The organism is Paenibacillus amylolyticus (assembly GCF_047302515.1).
Taxonomy (GTDB): domain Bacteria; phylum Bacillota; class Bacilli; order Paenibacillales; family Paenibacillaceae; genus Paenibacillus; species Paenibacillus amylolyticus_G.
Genome location: NZ_CP168019.1, coordinates 51,890 through 70,627, shown reverse-complemented (window position 1 = coordinate 70,627; position 18,738 = coordinate 51,890). Strand labels below are relative to the sequence as shown.

General features: G+C 41.7%; 18 protein-coding genes. All 18 read right to left on the bottom strand.

The window, feature by feature from the left end; translation table 11 throughout:
- Nucleotides 1–4: 4 nt before the first annotated feature.
- Nucleotides 5–364, bottom strand: coding sequence for a WXG100 family type VII secretion target (locus tag ACDJ59_RS00395; RefSeq protein ID WP_145153643.1), 360 nt, complete (start codon nt 362–364; stop codon nt 5–7).
- Between the two features lie 12 nt (nt 365–376).
- Complete coding sequence (locus ACDJ59_RS00390; protein ID WP_150364197.1) at nt 377–652, bottom strand: WXG100 family type VII secretion target; 276 nt, start codon at nt 650–652, stop codon at nt 377–379.
- Entirely contained in the window at nt 653–1,462 is an 810-nt protein-coding gene (locus tag ACDJ59_RS00385) for a hypothetical protein (protein WP_017692351.1), read from the bottom strand.
- A 21-nt stretch (nt 1,463–1,483) separates the two neighbouring features.
- Complete coding sequence (locus ACDJ59_RS00380; RefSeq protein ID WP_413407259.1) at nt 1,484–2,842, bottom strand: protein kinase domain-containing protein; 1,359 nt, start codon at nt 2,840–2,842, stop codon at nt 1,484–1,486.
- A gap of 38 nt (nt 2,843–2,880) precedes the next feature.
- Nucleotides 2,881–3,162 carry an EsaB/YukD family protein gene (locus ACDJ59_RS00375; protein WP_076210973.1) on the bottom strand — a complete coding sequence of 94 codons (282 nt, stop codon included), beginning with the start codon at nt 3,160–3,162 and terminating at the stop codon, nt 2,881–2,883.
- A gap of 18 nt (nt 3,163–3,180) precedes the next feature.
- Nucleotides 3,181–3,930, bottom strand: coding sequence for a vWA domain-containing protein (locus tag ACDJ59_RS00370; RefSeq protein WP_145153652.1), 750 nt, complete (start codon nt 3,928–3,930; stop codon nt 3,181–3,183).
- Between the two features lie 74 nt (nt 3,931–4,004).
- Nucleotides 4,005–4,274, bottom strand: a complete 270-nt coding sequence (locus tag ACDJ59_RS00365; protein WP_017692347.1) for a WXG100 family type VII secretion target — start codon at nt 4,272–4,274, stop codon at nt 4,005–4,007.
- A gap of 128 nt (nt 4,275–4,402) precedes the next feature.
- Complete coding sequence (essC, locus tag ACDJ59_RS00360) at nt 4,403–8,407, bottom strand: type VII secretion protein EssC (protein WP_413407258.1); 4,005 nt, start codon at nt 8,405–8,407, stop codon at nt 4,403–4,405.
- Between the two features lie 31 nt (nt 8,408–8,438).
- The gene (locus ACDJ59_RS00355; protein ID WP_145153658.1) at nt 8,439–9,422 is read right to left on the bottom strand and encodes a hypothetical protein; all 984 of its coding nucleotides are present in this window, start codon (nt 9,420–9,422) and stop codon (nt 8,439–8,441) included.
- Nucleotides 9,409–9,957 (bottom strand): hypothetical protein, encoded by a 549-nt coding sequence (locus ACDJ59_RS00350; protein ID WP_145153661.1) that lies wholly within the window; start codon nt 9,955–9,957, stop codon nt 9,409–9,411. Before ACDJ59_RS00350 ends, ACDJ59_RS00355 begins: the two co-directional genes overlap by 14 nt.
- A gap of 13 nt (nt 9,958–9,970) precedes the next feature.
- The gene (locus ACDJ59_RS00345; RefSeq protein ID WP_413407257.1) at nt 9,971–10,351 is read right to left on the bottom strand and encodes a hypothetical protein; all 381 of its coding nucleotides are present in this window, start codon (nt 10,349–10,351) and stop codon (nt 9,971–9,973) included.
- 33 nt (nt 10,352–10,384) lie between these two features.
- Nucleotides 10,385–10,870, bottom strand: a complete 486-nt coding sequence (locus ACDJ59_RS00340) for an ABC transporter permease (RefSeq protein ID WP_413407256.1) — start codon at nt 10,868–10,870, stop codon at nt 10,385–10,387.
- 18 nt (nt 10,871–10,888) lie between these two features.
- On the bottom strand, nt 10,889–12,961 hold the full coding sequence (locus ACDJ59_RS00335; RefSeq protein WP_150364189.1) for a hypothetical protein: 2,073 nt from the start codon (nt 12,959–12,961) through the stop codon (nt 10,889–10,891).
- A complete protein-coding gene (locus ACDJ59_RS00330; protein ID WP_413407255.1) occupies nt 12,958–14,865 on the bottom strand; it encodes an ATPase, T2SS/T4P/T4SS family in 1,908 nt (635 codons plus the stop codon). Before ACDJ59_RS00330 ends, ACDJ59_RS00335 begins: the two co-directional genes overlap by 4 nt.
- A 1-nt stretch (nt 14,866) precedes the next feature.
- Nucleotides 14,867–15,706 carry a hypothetical protein gene (locus ACDJ59_RS00325; RefSeq protein WP_017692338.1) on the bottom strand — a complete coding sequence of 280 codons (840 nt, stop codon included), beginning with the start codon at nt 15,704–15,706 and terminating at the stop codon, nt 14,867–14,869.
- A gap of 1 nt (nt 15,707) precedes the next feature.
- A complete protein-coding gene (locus ACDJ59_RS00320; RefSeq protein WP_413407254.1) occupies nt 15,708–16,391 on the bottom strand; it encodes a hypothetical protein in 684 nt (227 codons plus the stop codon).
- A gap of 14 nt (nt 16,392–16,405) precedes the next feature.
- Nucleotides 16,406–17,440, bottom strand: a complete 1,035-nt coding sequence (locus ACDJ59_RS00315) for an SAF domain-containing protein (protein ID WP_413407253.1) — start codon at nt 17,438–17,440, stop codon at nt 16,406–16,408.
- Nucleotides 17,441–17,472: 32 nt separating this feature from the next.
- Complete coding sequence (locus ACDJ59_RS00310) at nt 17,473–18,732, bottom strand: hypothetical protein (RefSeq protein WP_353884241.1); 1,260 nt, start codon at nt 18,730–18,732, stop codon at nt 17,473–17,475.
- Nucleotides 18,733–18,738 lie beyond the last annotated feature (6 nt).

Here is an 18,738-nt window from a genome sequence, read left to right as displayed (position 1 = left end):
CCCCTTATTTCTTCTTCGCAGCAGCAGCGGCTGCCGCTGCGGCCGCTCGTTGTCTTTCGCGCTCCTGACGCTCACGTTCCTGGCGTTCTCTCTCTCTGCGCTCTTCTTCAAGATCTTCCTGCATGAACTGATTGGCTAACGCTTCCAGTCGTCGTGCGAATTGTTCCATTTCATCCGCTGTCTGCCTCATCCGCTGAGTTGTGTCTCTGAAATCGTCCATAAAGTGTTGATACACTCTACCCTTCCAGATCATGGACTGTACATTACTATTAATACTGGAGCGTTCATTCTCCAGCTTGTTGCTGTTGCTGCGTAATTTGGAGGCAATGCTCCGCAGTTTACCGACGTCAGGCCGAATTGGCATATGTACATCTCCTTACTTTATTGAATCTGCCTTACTGAATCTCTCGGAAATGGCTTTAAGCTCGTCCCCTACATCCTTCAGTACAGTTGATACACTTTCCAGCTGAACATGGGCATCTTTGTAAGAGGAATAGAAACGCTCTTGAGATTTCCCCTCCCATTCCCCGGTAATTCCATCGATCAATGACTTTAACTCTCTGGACAAAGCTATACTTTCCTGACTGCTGGCCAGAAATCGGGTAGCGATCTCCTTAATACGTTCAGGTTCAATTTTGATACGGTCTGCCATTTATTTGACCCCTTTCCCATCTAGTTTTTCGATTTGATCCGCAAATCGTAATAATGCTTTTTTCAATATGGCTGGCTTGTATGGCTGGAATTGAAGCGTACCCTCCGTCAATTCAACCGCCAGATACAACTTGTCTCCCCATTGCGCATAGTGATAATCCTCCTGATGCCACATCAGTCCATGCCTCTTCATAAACATCATGGAGCCTGAGCGCTCCCCATTACTGAAGATGTCTAATGCAAGCTCTGCCTGTTCTTCCGTATGCCCTGCTTGAACCAGTCTATTAAGCCGGTCTACTTCGGTAAGCTGATTCCATTGATCCCACGTGCAGTCTTTGATGACCGCCTTTTTGGCTGCACTCTTATATTGAAGCGTCAGTGGAAAGAACCCCTTCATAGCTTCTAACGTTAATTGGGCATCTGCCACAGGAACAAGGACAATGCCTCCTAATTCATCTGCTGTTTGTTCAACAACGATTCGAGGAGTGAAATAGTAGTGACCTGCGAATTTCCCAGTGCCTTCAATCTTCTTACTCACATGCATCACATCAGCACTGCCGCATGCAGCAATGCAATAGGCGAGCATTTCATTCATATCATAGCCAGTCCCCTCTTGCTTCGGAACCAGATACCCTTTCTCCACAAATGTCTTTTCAATTACCTTATATTCCGCTTCCAATTCCTTAGCCAGATACCCGCGATAAGGATCATCAAAGTTAGCTATATGACGGACTCCTACCAACTGAGTCAAGAAGAAAAATTCTTCAGGAGAGAGTTGGAATGACCACTCTTCCGTTAATTCATTTTCCAAAATAAAGCACTCCTTCAATCACTATTTAAATAGACCAATAACATAAATAATCAGTGCAAAAACCAGCGCACCAACTGAAGCACCTATTACATAAATCCACATACGGTCATAGGTGGACTGTTTATTCTGCTGGATCAGTTGATTCCAGCCTTTTTTTACGAGGGTATGCTTAGGTTCAGGGTTAAAAACAGTCTGATCTATGCCTTCTTGCACCTGCTCCATGGCAATGGAGATTTCAACATGAAATGGCGAACGATCGTTAAATTGCTCAATCAGCTTGCCATATTCCCAGAAGGCCGATGTCAGATTCCCCTGACGTTCCAATTGACGGGCACGTGCCAATTGATTCTCTTGAGCGTGACTCAAAGCGTTAACAGCATACTCACTCGGCAAGTGAATAGATTCCTCTGCTGGTTGCTCCAACTCTATTTCCATTTCAGATGTTGAAATCGCCTCTTGCTCCACGAATTGCTTCGCTGAAGCCAGTGCAATCTGCCACTCGCCAAAGGTTGGGCATTGCTGTAGTTGCTCTGCATTCCACAACCGGTCTAGCAGCGCTGCTACTTCAGGGCCATACTGCTGCTCCAGCGTCGCTTGAAGAAGTACATAGCGCTCACTATGTTGCTGGATTTCTTGTGGATCAAAATAACTATCTCCCCACGCTTGCTTACATATGTCTGTACTCGACCAAGCCAGCATCTCGGCAAGCAGGATCCCACCAGCAAATCGATCCGCAAGAGGACTCCAGTCCCCATGCTCTCTAAGGAAAGTTGCGGTATATCCCGTTGCACCCTCTGGCAGATTATCGGGTTCCTCCAATTGCTTGGCGTACATTCCTTCCACATCAACTAATTCAACAGACATGTCCTCCGCCTCTTGATTAGAGTTGACGATCAGCAGATTAGAAGCTGACAAGTCGGCATGGGCTATGCCAGCTTGCTCCAATACAGCCATGGTAGATACCAAAACCATTGCCAATTTCATTGATTGTTCCCGAGATAACGCTTCTCGGCCAAGCATTAATTCACTCCATGTCACACCATCAATCCATGGCATATGTGCACCGTAAAGTAATTCAGGATAATGTCCGAGCAACTCCATATCTTCTATCGGATTCAATATCGTTCGTGACCATACGCTCAGTCCCGAGTGGACTGTGAGGCCTGCCATGAGCTCTGTTAACTTCATGACAGAAGGCTGTCGGAAGGCTGGGCGGAACACCTTCAAGGCACTGTTTTCTCCCGAGCTGTTAATAAGCTTGTATACTGTGCCTTCCCTGCCCTCCTGACCATAAGGCATGCCTTCGAATTGAGGGTGCTGGACCAGTCTGTAAACTTGGTTTCTGATTCGTAGTTCTGTATTTATATCAGGTGGAAACACGATTCTTGCTCCCCTTTGCACAAAAAAATGATTCGAAATTATATTGTTGAGAAGGAGTTAACCTGCTCAATGCGCAGATAGCTTCCATCCATTGCTTTTACATCCTCCAGAGACTGCTGAAGGTCCATGCTATTCCACTCGCTTCCATCACTGCTAAGATAGTAGCGATAGTTGGATGCTTGAAACGTAAGGGCCATACCTTCATTTAATCCTTTGAGCATGGGTTCAAGTAATTCATGCAAAGGTATCGTATTAGGTAGCTCTATATCTGTCTTTTTTCCAGTAGCATCAATAATTAAGGTCAATAATGTTCGATCCATGTGTTCTCCTCCTTACGGTTACATCGGGGTAGAAGCAGACATCTGCAGCCCTAGTGAAATTAGGTCTTTACTTGTACCAGGCAGCATCATAAGTGCACCCTTCTGAATCGAATATCCGGATTCCATCATCATTTCGCGATAGCTTTCAGGTACAACCGAAGACATTCGTTTTAATTTCTCCGAATAGGGATCCACCACGAAGGAATCCGGCATCATACCTTTCCAAGCTCGTGTATCGCGAATCCGGCTAGTGGAAGCATCCTCTGTAATAAAAATATTTTCGACCAGCACTTGTCCATCAGGGACAGACATGGTTTTGATCCGTTCAACAATCGGTTCAGGATCTTCCCCTGTGTAAATGCCATCAGTCATATGACAGATCAGAGGGGCAGGACAGTGCTCCATGTTACGAAGCTCAGACTGAATAATCTTCTCCGCTTGTTTGAATGCCTTCGCCGTGTCTGTGAATCGTTTCGGGTATAGCGGTGGCAGACTTCCACGATTAGCAATACGATCAATAGATTTAACACCATCTAGTAGATCGTATACTTCATCACTGTAGGCAAGAATCGCGATTCGATAACGAGGAGACACTTTTGATCCTTTCGTTGATCGGTAGACGATCTGGCGAATAATCGTCTGAAGTCCCTCGTTAACGATATCCATCCTCCGTTGCCCTTCAAGCTCAAGTGTCATTGAACCGCTAATATCAATTAAATAGATTAGTAGAGCGGGGGTGCTTCCCGTCGCATGTACTGAATAACTCATAGGAATAACCTCACATTTTCATACTCTGGATATAGAAAAAGCCAGGTAAGTTTACCTGGCTTCTTATGTAACTACTACTGTTGGTCTGCTTGTCTGAAGCGATCTGCAATGGATTTCAATTCTGTACCTACTGCACGAAGCATTTCAACGTACACTGTCATGTTCTTTTTATCGGATTCGTATCTATTGTAAAATCCTTGGGAGGTCATACCTTCCCATCCGCCTTGCAAGGATTGCATCAAGGAGTTCAACTGTTGTGCCAGTTGCTCACTTTCTTGCGCTCCTTGGTCAAACTTCGATGCAGCATTATCCATCTCTTCAGGTGTAATCTGAATCTTTGCCATTCTTATCTTCCCCTTTATACCATTTTTATAAATTTTACCCATTAACTATTGTATACAAAGAACTAGTGAATTGCCAAACATTTTTTGGGAAAAAAGACTCATTTATGAGTCTTTTTTCCTTTAATGACTTAATTTACGACAAGAACTGCGTTTCTATTTATTTCCTCTACTTGTTCTTCTACTTGAGCAACCCCATTGGCAAATGCATGTACTGCTTTCACACTTACGAATTTTCGCTTAATATAGTAACCTTCTCCATCCGGCAGTACTCGACTACCTGAGACAAAAGGAACTTTAATATTAAACAGCTCAGTATCTGTAGATTCAGCCGTACCCAACAACCAACCGATCTGACCGGATTTAATCTCTTTCATCCACTCATCATAATTACGGTTAATGGCATTGGCTTGCCCAGAAACGATAATATAGACACCGTGCTCTCGTCCGTTTCGGGTGATGTATTCCAGATGACCTGTGATCGTTCTGGAGATACGCTTAGCTAGGAAATCAACATCATCCATCATTAGAACCATCTTCGGAGCAAATTCATCTGGATCAGCAACTCTCTCTTCCAGTTTCGTACGTAGATTTTCGATCATTTCTTCCATCGTTGCCTCATTGGTTGCAAATGCCACCGTATGATTTAATTCCTTCAGTGCTCCCAATCCTTGAGGCGTGCGTCTAAAGTCGCATAGATACAGTTCAAGCTCATCCGTCGAATACTTCATGGCTGATATCAATCCTATTGTGACGAGCAATGACGTTTTACCTGATTCCATTCTTCCGGCAACTATGAAATATGGACCATCCGCTTCCATATCCCATCCCAACATTCTCAAACTATCAATGCTCATATGAACGGGTAGCGTAGGATCAGACACAATATTAATATCTTTCAACACTTCTGGAATAGCAATGACCTCAGGTAATACTCGAATGGACTCTGGTTTAGCAGTCGTACAAGTGGCATCAAGTTCTGCAAACTGTTCGCGCAATAACTTAGCACGGGAAGACTCATTCACCGCATTAATGGATAACGCCGTTTGGAATTCATATGGAGGGATTGCTCCCTTCACAAAGGCCCTTCCTTCCGGCAACTGTGTTGGTGCTTTGGTCAGCCTTCCTACGGCATAGTTATAGTCCCCTGCATCTGCAAGCATATATGAGACAACATTTGGGAAGTTACTGCGGATGCGTTCCAACATATCGGAAATCCGATTGATCGTTGCCACAAAGTAAATGCCAAGTCCTGGACCTTCGCGTAACAGAGGATCCAGCTTCTCATGGAGCTTCTCGAACTGTCCTCGGAAACTAACATAGCTATCGATAATAACAAGTATGGCCGGCAGCGTATTTCCAGTTTCGGAACAGTAAGACAATCTGGATTTTACTCCTGTTTCAGCAAACAGCGTTTTACGCTTACTAATGGTCTCTTCCAGATAATTGAACAATCGGTTCATCTTCTCTTCCTGATCATCCTGAATGACATCCGCGACATGAGGCAATAGAGTATAATCCTTCAGCATTCTTCCAAAATCGAGCGCATAGATATTCACATCATTAGGTGTCGTTTCCATTGCCAGTGAATAGAGCAAGGTCTGGATAAATGTTGTTTTCCCCGTACCTGGCATACCATATATTAGCCAATGTCCTGATTCCAGATCAATCCGAAGTGGAAATTGTCTTTGGTTCACTACATCATCAATAAGTCCAACCTGCGGATTCAAAATTTTACCTGATTCACTTGAACTGATAACTAGATCTTCCAAAGTCAGATGATTAGGCAGCGGCTCCAGCCAAGGACCTGGTAGACGCTGAATACCTTCACGTTCTGCTTTCATCGCGATATGCTCAATAAGAACATTTAATTGTTTTTTACTGAGCGTCTTTTCTTCAGAAGGTTTTGTTTCCTGAATCAATTCAAGCTGGTCTCTTAACTTGGTCTTGCGACCATCCAATTCATAAGCGTACATATTGCGGTCAGATTGCGTAATACTCTGATCTGGTCGATATGGAGCACCGCTCCATGCGAATTGAACGGATTCAAATACTTCATTACTACCGACCTGCAGAAAACCACGACCCGGGTTTGTAATATGAGCAGCATCCGGAATTCGGATCATCTCACGACTATCACTTTCGTCCTGAACCCGAAGGCAGACTTTATAACGGGAGTTACTCCAGATTTTATCATCTACAACGCCACCTGGTTTCTGGGTTGCCAAGAGCAGATGCACACCCAATGTCCGACCAATAGCCGCAATGGAAACCAGTTCACTCATGAACTCCGGTTGGTCTTTTTTCAGTTGTGCAAACTCATCGATGACAATGAATAGATGCGGGAGAGGATCCCGATCTTTCCACTCTGTAAGATAATATTCGTCAATATGCTGTACATTACCAGCAGCAATGAATAACCGCTGTCTTCGTTTAAGCTCGGCTTTAAGGGAAACCTTAGAACGTTCAATTAATCCTTCTTCTTCCAGATTGGTTACTGTGGCAATAACGTGAGGCAATTCCTGGAACGTATTAGACATGCCCCCACCTTTATAGTCAATCAGCATAAACGCCATATCATGGGGATGATATTCAACCGCAAGTGATGCAATAATGGATTGAATAACTTCACTTTTACCTGAACCGGTCGTCCCTGCCATGAGTCCGTGAGGACCATGCCCTTTACGTTCGATCTTGTCATGAAGGTTCAGAAGAACCGGTTTTTTCCCCCCTCTAACACCCACAGGGAAAGGAAGGGTATTGGGATAACGTGACTTCTGCCAATTGTTTTCCACATGAAACTGTTCGATATTCTGTATTCCAAATAGTTCAAACAACGTCAGTACATTTACAATCTCATCCGCAGAATTCCTCTTGATCCGATACGGAGCAATCTGACGTGCAAATTGATCTGCTTGTTCCAGTGTCATCTGATCTGATTTGAAGGGTTGTACAAATGGAATCTCATCCTTAGGCTTGGCATAGGTAGCATCGCCAGCGGCCCCCCCCGTTACATTCGTTGAACGCATGACCCCTTCAGCAGAATGCAAATCAATAACAAGTTCACATTCCTTCGGAAGAACGTCTTTGCTCGGTGCAAGTACGATGCTGCAGACACCAATGACCTCTGAGCTCTTCATCATCAAAGGAAGAATAGGCTCATGCTCTAGCATCTCAATGAACGGCAGGAAACAGACGTAAAACGGGAGTGCTTTCTCCCCCTTGTTCAACCATTGGCGACGCTGTAACATCGTAAATAATTGCTCCATCAATTGAGGTTGATATCCACGTTCTTCGAACAGATATCTGCCCGAACGGGTGTCGTTCCACACATGCGGAATCCACCTCATCCAGTCCCAATTTTCTCGTTGTATCTTATTCATAAATACGGCCATTTTAAGCTCGTCAGGTGCATGATGTGCCGCAAGTTGGGTCACAACAGTACGACAGAACATATTTAGTTCTTCTTCGTCGCCAACAAGTCCGATAATGCGATATTTACTCAAGTCCAACAGGGCGGGAGCATTCGTAATTGTAGTGAATTTCTCCGTCATTTCCCTCGCTTTTTCAAGCATCGGATCCTTCTCGACTCCATTTTGCTTAGGTATCGTAATATCGAAGTTACTTGGCACGGTTCCAATGCCGACGCGGACTTTCAAGAAGTCAAAATCCTGCGGAATTCGCTCCCATACCGAAGAGCTTCGTTCCTTGACCATATTGATACAAAATTGTGGATCCAAATGGGTTTGGTGCCAGTTCAAAATCAATTCGTTCTTCCAGTTCTGCAGCGTTTCCCTGTTCTCATTAATGTGATTGTCGTATAAACGTTCACGATCTTTAATTTTCTTGCGATGCTTTGCTTTATTCTGGAAATGAACCAGTACAGGTACAAAATATGAAACAACCATCATACAGAGGGAAATCATCTGTACGGTTACAAATTGCCCATTCCCCCGACTTTGGTAAAAAGTCATCATTGCCGCTCCACCTGCAACTGTAACCATGATGGGAACCATAATCGAGATAATGTTCAATTGTGGTGGTTGAGGAAGTGAGGGCGGGGAGAAAATTTCCACTTCCTCTCCCGATGTTTCCTTAATAATCCTAGGAGATCTCTTATAAAAAAAATGGGACATGCTCAGTCTGCCTCCTCTTCAACGTATTTTTTTAGCGATTCATGCAACCCTTCGGATAATAACCTGCTGCTGCTGCATCTCTTTCACTTGAGAAGGTCTCATCTTCCCGATAACCATAAGAACATGTACTAGGGTAATAATATTTAATACCGGTTGTCAGATCGACAGCGCCTTTAATCTCTGTTTTCTTGACTAGTCGGCCTCCACCAAGTGCGTAGTTGTTATAGAATTGGTCCCCTATCGGAATCCCTTGGATAAATGCCATAATTCCAATGTCATCGATGGAGTTGATCCATTCTTCCTGTGAAATTTGTGGAAGACTAAAGGTATAATGGACTCCGTACCGAGTCGCGTACTCATTATGTTTGTTTATATAATAAGCCAGATCCTGTTGAATACTTTTCACGATGACACTTTTTCGCATCGCTTCAAAATTGGCTGCATTGTCTAATAAAGGAATGTTGGTTGTGCCCTCCAAATCTTCACGGAACCCTTCAACCCAAGCCTTTGCGTAAGAATCATACGCATATACATAACTGTCCAACGTGAAATTAATACTGTTTCCTCTGTCGTCCGAGTACGAATATGGTTTCTTCGGTCTCCACATATGCTTGAATACCCTTTCGCTATTGGCATCCCTGTACTCATCCACTGCGTACAAGTCATAGCCATCGTAATCAATGACAGCAACTGCTGGAATATATCCGGCAAGAGCCCCCTGTCTAACAGGGTCATTGACAACATCAAAATTCAAATAGAGTGTGCGAAAGAAAGTGTCCAGCGCTCTCTCTTTATTCGCAAAGAAGAATTTTCTCGACTGATAACCTGCCTCATATTCTTGGAGTACATTCATATTTAACATCTGAGAAGCATCCTGGACTGCAGTATGCAGTGAAGCTGAATATTGATCAGATAAGGCCTGAGCCGTTTTTTGGTCTCCTGTTCGAAAATCCATGACTAGATAGAAAGGGACAAAGATACAGATAAACAATATTGCCAGATTAGTAATCTTCATTGATTACCATTCCCCCGTAAGGAACATAGACCTTAACGTTGCCGTCCGTGATGCCTCCAGTAAAAACATCACTAAGAATTGTTGCCATAGTACGATTAACATTTTTCACTTTCACGGTGAAGAAGTCCCCTACCGCCATGACATATCTACGATTCAGATCAGATGCTGGGCTATTGGGAAACAACCTCTGCATAATTTCCTGATTGTAATGACCATCGAAGTAGGTCGTGAAACTATCACGGAATGTAGCCGGATTAGCCGGATCAGTATATTCCGGATTGTATTTCTTGTGTAAATGTTCCATCTGGATGTCATACTGATTCCCCGTAGCTCCGAGCTTTTGGTTAAACTCTAGATACATCTCAGGAGTGATATACCCCTTGGTTCTAGCGGAATCCACGAATGTAGTCACAGCTGAGTGGATAACGATCTGAGATAAATCATCCTGTCTTTGAGCCTGTTGGAACAACGGGTACAAGAATAACAACACGATGGCAATGAAAATGCCTAATATTTTGGAGAAAGAGTTTTCCACACTAGCTCACCCTTTATGTAAAAACAATGGTTTGTACTTTGCCTTGACTGTCTCGAATATATGAAACAACATAGGTTCGATTGAGATCGACTCCTGATACATCAATACTTTCAATATCATCTGAACTATAGAAGTATTTATTAACTACACGAATATTGGCATCCAAGGTTTTCATTTGTCTTATGCTTTGAAGAACCTCTGCACCCGTGTAGGTAACTTGCTCCGTAATTTCAAGACTTGTGAACAATCTTCGCTCTTCATTTACTGCGGATTTATGCGTAATGTTAACTGCCGCATCCTGAGACTGAATGCCTCCAAGAGCGAACATGCAAGCCACGATCAGAATGCTGATTTCAGCCGCGACCAGTATGAACTTTTCGACTGTTTCGCTCATTGGAGACCTCCTTTTTAATACTTTCTTTTCAAGTTATTCTTGTTCAAAAATTATTCCACGAATCATATTATTCTTGTCTCTGACAATAGAGGACTTAAACTTTCCACTTGGGTTAATGTATGCATCTTCAGATTGCTTTTCAGCATTAGTTAAAGAATTATTTTTGGATTTTTCCGAAACCTCCCCATAAGCGTCAAACGTATTACCATAAAATACTCCTTTTCTTTTATCAGCATCACCAGACAACCGCTGTTTCCCCGTGATAACCTGAACGCCAAATTGTTCTTGATTCATATATTGCCTAACCGCATTAAGAACCTGACTACCCGATAAAGTCGTATTGCTATACGTCTGATACTCCGTATCCGACAACTGTGTCGTAATCGCAGCCATCTTTGTCTGTCCCTGTTTCGCCGCATCCTGCGACGAGATCGTAATAATAACTACAATCGTAATCAACATAATGGTGAGGAATATCCCAGCTGCGACCCGTATTCCGACGCCTGTATTTTCTTCCATGAAAAAATCAATCCCCTCTTAAATAGTTTGTAATTGTGTTGATATATCACTTAGTTGTTTGAATGACATGTAAAGGAATGGGAAGACCAGATATAGTGCAATCAGCAGTGCACCTGGTGTCCAGCCAAATAACTTGCCATACGATGTTTTCTTTCGAATCAAACGCTCAAGGCGTTCCTTCTTCTGCTCAGCATAGTACTCTTGTTCCATCTCCAGATCGTCAAACGCTTCACGTAACGAAAGCTTATCTACCGCTTGCATTAGACGCTTCACGATTCTACCAAACGAATCGAACGGCGCATCCGATTTCAGCATTTTCAAGGCTTCCTCTGCACCACTATCATAATTGAGCAGACATTTTTGTAGCGCTGGTCTGAAAATGATACTGTATCGTTCCATCCACTCAAGTACGGTCTCCACAGAGATCCGTTCAAATTCACACAGAATCGAGATTAACACATGGAATTGGTCCACTTCATTTTGCATTTCCAATGCGCGTAACCGACGCTGAAATTGTAAAATCCATATGGTGATGTAATACCCTGTAACTCCAAAGCCTATAGCGATAAGGAGTTCCCACCATTTTAGATACTCGTTGTTCACAACAGTTACTTTACCGATAATCCGATTGACAGTATTATTCATAGCCACATCTGTTAATGGCTCATTTGAATGAGTTTCTATGGACTGAACAACCTGTTCTCGCGTCAAATCTTTATTTGTCCGAAGATCTTCGATAATTTGGTTGTCCATTGTCGTTACCTGATTAGCACGCTCCAATTCATCCGCATTCATATATCCAAGAATGTTCGTTGCTTCTGACGTCGGTTTGCTGAATATATGGTGTACGCTGTTGTAATGTAAAAACACAGAGAACACAATTACACCAATAAACGCGGAGACAGAGATAACGATTCGGTGGATATACAACCATTCCAATGTTAGATGAGAGTTTGCCTCTTTGAGGAGCATGTTGGTTCGATGATGCTTCCTCGTATTTGGTGACGGGACCAATCGATCCACGATCCACTTGACCCAAGACCAAGAATATGCTTTCTTTTCCCACTCTTTTCGCGGACCTTTAGCTACATATTTGGCTTCATCATTCTCCGATAATTTACGAATTAGCAAGTAACAGATTACAGCTGAAGCGTATATGAACATTCGAACTAAAAAACCAATTCTGCTGTCATAGAACTCTGTCGTAATTGGAAAATAGTTTTCTGCCCAACGCTGCAACGGAAACGACAGCAGGATTGGAATAAGTGCAAGTAAGGTCAATCCGCCTAATTTGTAACGTAATTTTTGCCTTCTCATCAGGTCATATCTGATCTCTTGCACAAATTTATTAATGGCATTCAGATACATGGAGCCCTTTTGAACGTTGCGGTCACCGTACTCCATAATCAAATGTGACACTCCGGAAAAAACTTTTAAATAACGGTTAGGCGCAACCGCATAGTATTTTTCCAGCTCTCGAGCAGGATCCTTGGATGTTAATACTTCGTGAATCCTCTCTGTCTGGAGCTTGATGTCATGTGGTGACGATTGTGCAGCCTGGTACAAGGCCTCATCAACCATCCGCACTTCCTGATAATGATGACGATCATCCTCCAGAACGTTCGAGAACTGTTTTAACAGACGATCTTCAACCCGGTTCACAAAAATATCAATGCACAATTCGTTTATAACGATAGCTGCTAACGCTCCAAAGAATAATGCCATCCAACTTTTACTGATTATTGCCAGTACAATAAGACCAATAATGATAGATCCTAGCGTCAAATAGGTAATTCGCATCGTTTCTTTACGCAATGAATACTCATCGTAGGTGTTGATCGCAGTCAGACGTTTACGAATCTTCAGAATCTGTGACTTGACGATCGGAACCTTGATCAGTTGATGATATGATTTCTGGTAAAATACCAACAATTGTCGTGGTGTTTTTCCTGTTACATTTTTAGAAGAAGGCCATACATTCTCACGATTCTTCTTCCGCTTGCGATCTTTGAGAATAAGATAAAGAAGTATTCCGCCCGAAATAAGCAGAGCACCGCCTGCAATGGCAAAGATCCATATCCATTTATTCATTGAGCCTGCCCCCAATGCGCATTCAGAAACTGCCCGAAGTTCTCACGATCTTCCTCGTTCATGTTAAACAACATTTTTTCGATTTTTTCAGGAGAGATTGGAGACACAGCAACGTATTCACCATTACGGTATTCAATGATATTTCGTGCATTCCATACTCTTCCGCTATTTCTTCTGTACACTTCTCTTTGAAGATTGACCAAAGCGTCCAACTTGCTCTCAATAGAATCACCTTTAGATAACACTTCTTCATGCTCCAACGTATCCGATTCAAATCGAACAGGTGTAATCTCTGTGATTCGCTCAATATAACGTTTACCATTCATTTCCTTACGCATGTGAACATCCCATTGCACCGCATTTGCCACCTGTTCTTCTGCGATGCGTTCATTTTGAAACACACCGGTTTTGAGCAATGAGTTACGCAAAGACCATACCAATTCACGTGCCGAGGTCGCATGATGTGTAAAGATCGTAAACAAACTTGCTACCTGCGACATCTGAATCATCCAAGCTGCCACGGGGTCCGTAGCTACCTCCCCCAGAATATTTACGGAACCGTCCGTTTTCTTCTGAAGGTCTAATCCAGCTTGTCCAGCAATGTTCTCGGTTTCTCGCAATGCCAGTGAGTTACGTTGTGGATATAGTCTTCTTAGATGCAGCTCAAATGTCATCTCTTGAATCCTCAAAGTTAACGTAGCGTATATGTATTTAACTGAGGCCATGACCAAAGATGTCTTTCCTGAACCCTGAGGTCCAGTAAATGCAGTAACCTGCGCACCTTTCATCAGGTACTTAATCATATCTCTAGCTAATTCAGCATTTACGGCATCTTTGGATGAGATCAGATGATCCAATTTCATATTAGGTAGATCAAACTTCCTAACAAAAAATGCCCAACTCTCTGCAAACGGCGGTCGAACAACCACGACCCTGGATCCATCTTTCATCTCATTGACTTTAAAACCGTTCGTCTCCGTTAGTTGTCCTGGATTGTCATACTTATAGATGTTCTGACATACCCTTTTCAATTCTAGGTCGGTTTCAAAACTTAAAAACGATAAATGGATAGATTTACCTCGAAAGAAAATCCATACGCTCTGGTACCCTGGATACTTATATTGCTTCATTCCTTGCAGTAATGAAATCTCATCTTCCACAATCTGCATATTGGTAGGAACACCTGATACCCCACCAGATACGCCATCAATGGACATATCACGAATTTCGTCAATAACGCCAAACCCTTTATAATGCTGGTATACACGCTGCACAACGATAGCTAACTTATCATCAAACTCCAAACTACCACGTGCTTCTTTGACAAAAATGGAGTCAATCTCATCACCCGTAATTACATATGAATCTACCGTTCCATCTTCAATAACTTTTTTTGGTTGATCCAATTGATACTTATCGATTAACTTGGATAGACCTTGAAATCCGTGCTTTTTTTTATACAAATGCAGCAAAATATCAAATTTATCTTGTTGTGTTAATTGATCTTCATCCTCAAAAGGAATGATTCTATCGATATTATCATCGTTAAAACCATAATTACGTTCCAAAAGATCAGATATAAATTGCTTAAGATAAATCTTCTCCTGTATGTCACCTGAAGTCGCATTTTTCATGGCACTTCTTAGCTCAGCTACAACTCCCAGACGACGATTGTATTCCTCGCTTGTCATTCCCATATCCAACAAGTTACTGTTTACGTACTCATTAATCATGGTTTTAACGTATTCAAGAAGATAATCAAATTGGAACCGTTCTTCATTTTCATTTTTCTGACGTGTTCCAACCTGACCAGGTTTTCTGTTCAGCTTCAAGAATAAATACGCAATTAAAACAGCTACGATCAAAATAATTGCGAGGAAATTAATGGTGAAATTCAGTCCCATCTTAATTCCCTCTTTCAATTCGCTTCAGTTTGGTGTTAATACCAATCTCATGCAGTATTGTTTTTGCAGCACGGCCAACTTCCTGTATGAAGTAATGATTTTCATGACTGCTGCCGACAAATCGATTTCTAGCAAAGAAACCTTTAATGTCACCATCATTTAAATGATCTTTGAAGCTTGTATTATAAGGAATTGTCAATATAGGAGCTTTGAGCTTGTACTTGTTGGCTATATTTTTGATCTTATATTTTGACATAGGATCATACTGCGTCATAAGAAGCAGATGTGGCTTTTCTTCAAGTACCTCTGGCCAATGCTTCCTTTGATTGTCAAAATATTTTTCTAGTACACTTATATTTTGGTTCACACAGATAACCACCAAATCTGCATCCCTGATCAGGCTGTTAGAGACCTCGTTATCCTGCCCACTTCTAGCATCCAAAAGTGAAATGCCATAGTATTCTGCCGCCATACGAAATACCATATTCACAGCTTCGATCGAACCCTGTTGTGGTCGATTAAGACGTTCACTTCCCCAAAGAAGGTCCAAACGATTCCGCTCTACCATTAGTGTATAATTTTTAACACTATTGCGTTCAAGCTTACTGCTCTTCGCAACACGCTCTAATGAGTCGAGCCCCAATCCACCAATGGCAAAAAATTGCCGATTATATTGATTAATTGTTTTATTGAAAAACCGCTCCATATCCCCGTCCGTCCGCTGCGGCTGAGATACTAAAGTTCTCACATCATACTCCAACCCGATAAATGCAGCCAAAGCAGCGGTTGCACTGGTTACGCCTAATCCATGCTGCATACCCCATAATGCAATTTTACCCATGTTAATTACTCCTTTCGGCCCGCTTCCATAATGCGTTAACTTTTGACGTTTCCAACCCAAGGATGAACTCTATCGCCTGTTTAATGACTAGCTTGTATGAACTGGACATACGTTTGACCATGACTGTATTTTTATATTGATTAATAATCTTCAGTGTCTGATCACGTTCATCAGGATAATAAACAAGACTTTCTTTCCACGATAAAGGTAGTTCATCCAGCAGACTATCCATATATTTTTCGTCCAGATGATTACTAACCTCATAAATAACTTTCGTTACCGGAAGGTTAACAGAAGATAACTTCTCTCCCTGGAAGTACGCGCGAATAAGGTTAACGTTTTTCTGAATAACAGGATTCTCATAGGAAGTCACAACATAAACAAAATCCACTTCTGGCCAATCAACCAGCGAAGCCTCGTCATTACAATCTATGAGTACAAAATCATATTTCTGTTCTTCCAGATTATGCATCAGGTCCTCATATGAATGGATATCTTCCATAACATCAAATTGATCATGAGTGTTCATCGTGAGAGAATGATCAATTTTAGGGAATACGAACTCATAATCCTTATTTTGCGTTGCGTCTACAATCAAAACCCGATGATCCATCGACAACAATTTACCAAGGTACATCATAAAATCTGTTTTATCATAGTGGCCCATAACAAGTATTTGTTTCATCTTGGTCTCCTTATTTACTGTGCAGGTTCACGTGTATTGCTATCTTTGAAAATACTACCTGAGTCTGAAGTTGCATTTGGTGTATTTCCAGTATTACTTTGCTGATTCATATCCGTTGAATTTTCATTCATCAGAGAATTATCTTGCTGGGATGTTGTTCCGTTCCCTTGTCCTTCTGTCTCAGTAATGTACTCCCTTGAGTTCATCTCTGTCGTATTACGTCCACTGATATACTTTTGTCTGTCTTCATCACTCATGGACTGAAGATCTTGTTCTAATTTTGCTCTTACTTGTCGTTCGAGAGCCGTTGTTGCCAATCCAACAATATTAGGATTAGATTCAATGAGATCCAATACTTTAGGATTAGATGGATAGTTGATGATTGCACCATCTTGCATGTAAGGATCAACATAACTTAATGCATAGATAGAGGCATCATTGATGTAAGCATCTACAATAGCACTTGACATCGTCAAAATTTCTTTTTCAGTCATTTTGTACCATATCGTCCCATTATTTAAATCTTCTACTTTTTTCTTAGAAAGTACTATGTAATCCTGACCTGTTGCAAAACGAATCCGAACATCTACAAATTCATCTTTTTTCAACTTTAAAGGAAGCTGTACTAGACTAAACTCTTGGTTTCTAAGGTCATTCGGTGTTATTCCATCTTCAAACAACATTGGTGTGGTGATAATAGAGTTTTTCTGAACATCAATCTTAATCCTTTTCCCTACAATCTCTGCTTGCTCTACTGTATTTTGGGGTACCGTACTAACCGGTACAACTAGAGAACTCACGTCATCTTCTGTAATTAAATCTCCGGCCTTATGATCATCATTCAGTACGATAACTTTCATCTTATCTTCATTCAACTTCTTCTGTGCATCTTGAAGTTGTTGCTCAATCTGAAGTGTTCGCTCAACATATCTTCCTTGAATATAGTCAATAATAAAATAGCCAGCGATAACACAAACAAATAAAATGATCGCCCCCCCAATGGAAGCGGACAGAAGCAACTGCTTCTGCCTAAAACGAATCTTAGACATAACGAACTCCTCTCAATCCAACATGATTAAACTTAATTATTCACGACCAATAATATAATTAAAACAATAATAATAACGATGCACAGTCCAAGGACACCATACAATAATGCTTTTGAAGATATCTTCTTAGAGTCCCCCATGTAGCTTTTCATCAACTTGTTTAATACCGAGTCTGTATCTCCTTGGTGTTTATAGGGATCAGCATGTGGTGGAATTCGATATACGAGATTCCCTGGAAGGTCTTTTCGAATATCTTGGATACTGAGATTTTCAACAAATGGTACACAATAAACCCAATTAGACTGATCCATTTTTTTATGTAAATCTCTAAATCTTCTAATTTTCCCTTGTCGCCACTCGCTACCCGCACCCAGCACAATGTTTACACTCGCTCTGTAGAACTCTTTACTCCAGTCACTCTCTTCAAAGCTCCCGATATCTAAAATTAAGTAGTCATGTCCTGCTGTAATCAGATGGTTAATATCCAATTTGTTATTATTCTTGTAATACTCCACGCCCTCTATAGAGAAGTGAATGTTATTGCTTTTGAAATCCTGTGTTCCTTCATATGCGTTCTCAATACTTGTAAAGTCACTTGAACTATTTGCCTCTACTAAACCTACTGAGTACCCTTTACGTTTTAAATAGTTTGCAATTAATATACTTTGATGAGTTGAACCGACTTTAGATTCAACACCCATAACTCCGACTAAAATCGTTCCGATGATTCGATCTTTTAGAATGATTCTTTCTTGGATCGGCACATCTGGAAGTTCCAAATCCATGACATCTGATGAGTCAAAACTGCCTGCAGAGGTTAATTTCGCTGTATAGCGATAAATCCGATCCTTTATCTTCTCAAGATCAGAATCTGTTGATTCCCAATCCTCTTGTCCATTTCCAGTTACCTCGCTTTGATTTGGCAATAAATTGCGCAGTGCTGGAATAATGGACTTTGGCTTCGTTCCTGGCGAGGTTGTAACAACGTTGATCCCCATGTCTGCCAATTCATGAACGACTCCGTCATCCTCATAACGATCAAGAGCAATGACAATAATTCGAGTATTTGAACGCACTGTTCGATATTGACTAATTCCACGTAGAAAAGTATTTGAATCGGTGCAGTCTAGATCAGTTATAAATGCATTGATGTTAATTCTAGCTACAGCTTCGCAAAACTCGATAAACTGACCACTCTCAAAGCGACCTACTTTTTCAAAACTAACATCTGTATTCCCTATGGCTTCATGTACTAGCGTAGAAGCTTTACTGGAAATGATAACCGCATTCACTATGTT

What these genes read in the sequence shown, in the direction of transcription:
- ACDJ59_RS00395 (WP_145153643.1), bottom strand. Translation starts at nt 364, where the DNA reads ATGCCAATTCGGCCTGACGTCGGTAAACTGCGGAGCATTGCCTCCAAA.
- ACDJ59_RS00390 (WP_150364197.1), bottom strand. Translation starts at nt 652, where the DNA reads ATGGCAGACCGTATCAAAATTGAACCTGAACGTATTAAGGAGATCGCT.
- ACDJ59_RS00375 (WP_076210973.1), bottom strand. Translation starts at nt 3,162, where the DNA reads ATGGATCGAACATTATTGACCTTAATTATTGATGCTACTGGAAAAAAG.
- ACDJ59_RS00370 (WP_145153652.1), bottom strand. Translation starts at nt 3,930, where the DNA reads ATGAGTTATTCAGTACATGCGACGGGAAGCACCCCCGCTCTACTAATC.
- ACDJ59_RS00365 (WP_017692347.1), bottom strand. Translation starts at nt 4,274, where the DNA reads ATGGCAAAGATTCAGATTACACCTGAAGAGATGGATAATGCTGCATCG.
- essC (WP_413407258.1), bottom strand. Translation starts at nt 8,407, where the DNA reads ATGTCCCATTTTTTTTATAAGAGATCTCCTAGGATTATTAAGGAAACA.
- ACDJ59_RS00355 (WP_145153658.1), bottom strand. Translation starts at nt 9,422, where the DNA reads ATGAAGATTACTAATCTGGCAATATTGTTTATCTGTATCTTTGTCCCT.
- ACDJ59_RS00345 (WP_413407257.1), bottom strand. Translation starts at nt 10,351, where the DNA reads ATGAGCGAAACAGTCGAAAAGTTCATACTGGTCGCGGCTGAAATCAGC.
- ACDJ59_RS00340 (WP_413407256.1), bottom strand. Translation starts at nt 10,870, where the DNA reads ATGGAAGAAAATACAGGCGTCGGAATACGGGTCGCAGCTGGGATATTC.
- ACDJ59_RS00335 (WP_150364189.1), bottom strand. Translation starts at nt 12,961, where the DNA reads ATGAATAAATGGATATGGATCTTTGCCATTGCAGGCGGTGCTCTGCTT.
- ACDJ59_RS00330 (WP_413407255.1), bottom strand. Translation starts at nt 14,865, where the DNA reads ATGGGACTGAATTTCACCATTAATTTCCTCGCAATTATTTTGATCGTA.
- ACDJ59_RS00325 (WP_017692338.1), bottom strand. Translation starts at nt 15,706, where the DNA reads ATGGGTAAAATTGCATTATGGGGTATGCAGCATGGATTAGGCGTAACC.
- ACDJ59_RS00320 (WP_413407254.1), bottom strand. Translation starts at nt 16,391, where the DNA reads ATGAAACAAATACTTGTTATGGGCCACTATGATAAAACAGATTTTATG.
- ACDJ59_RS00315 (WP_413407253.1), bottom strand. Translation starts at nt 17,440, where the DNA reads ATGTCTAAGATTCGTTTTAGGCAGAAGCAGTTGCTTCTGTCCGCTTCC.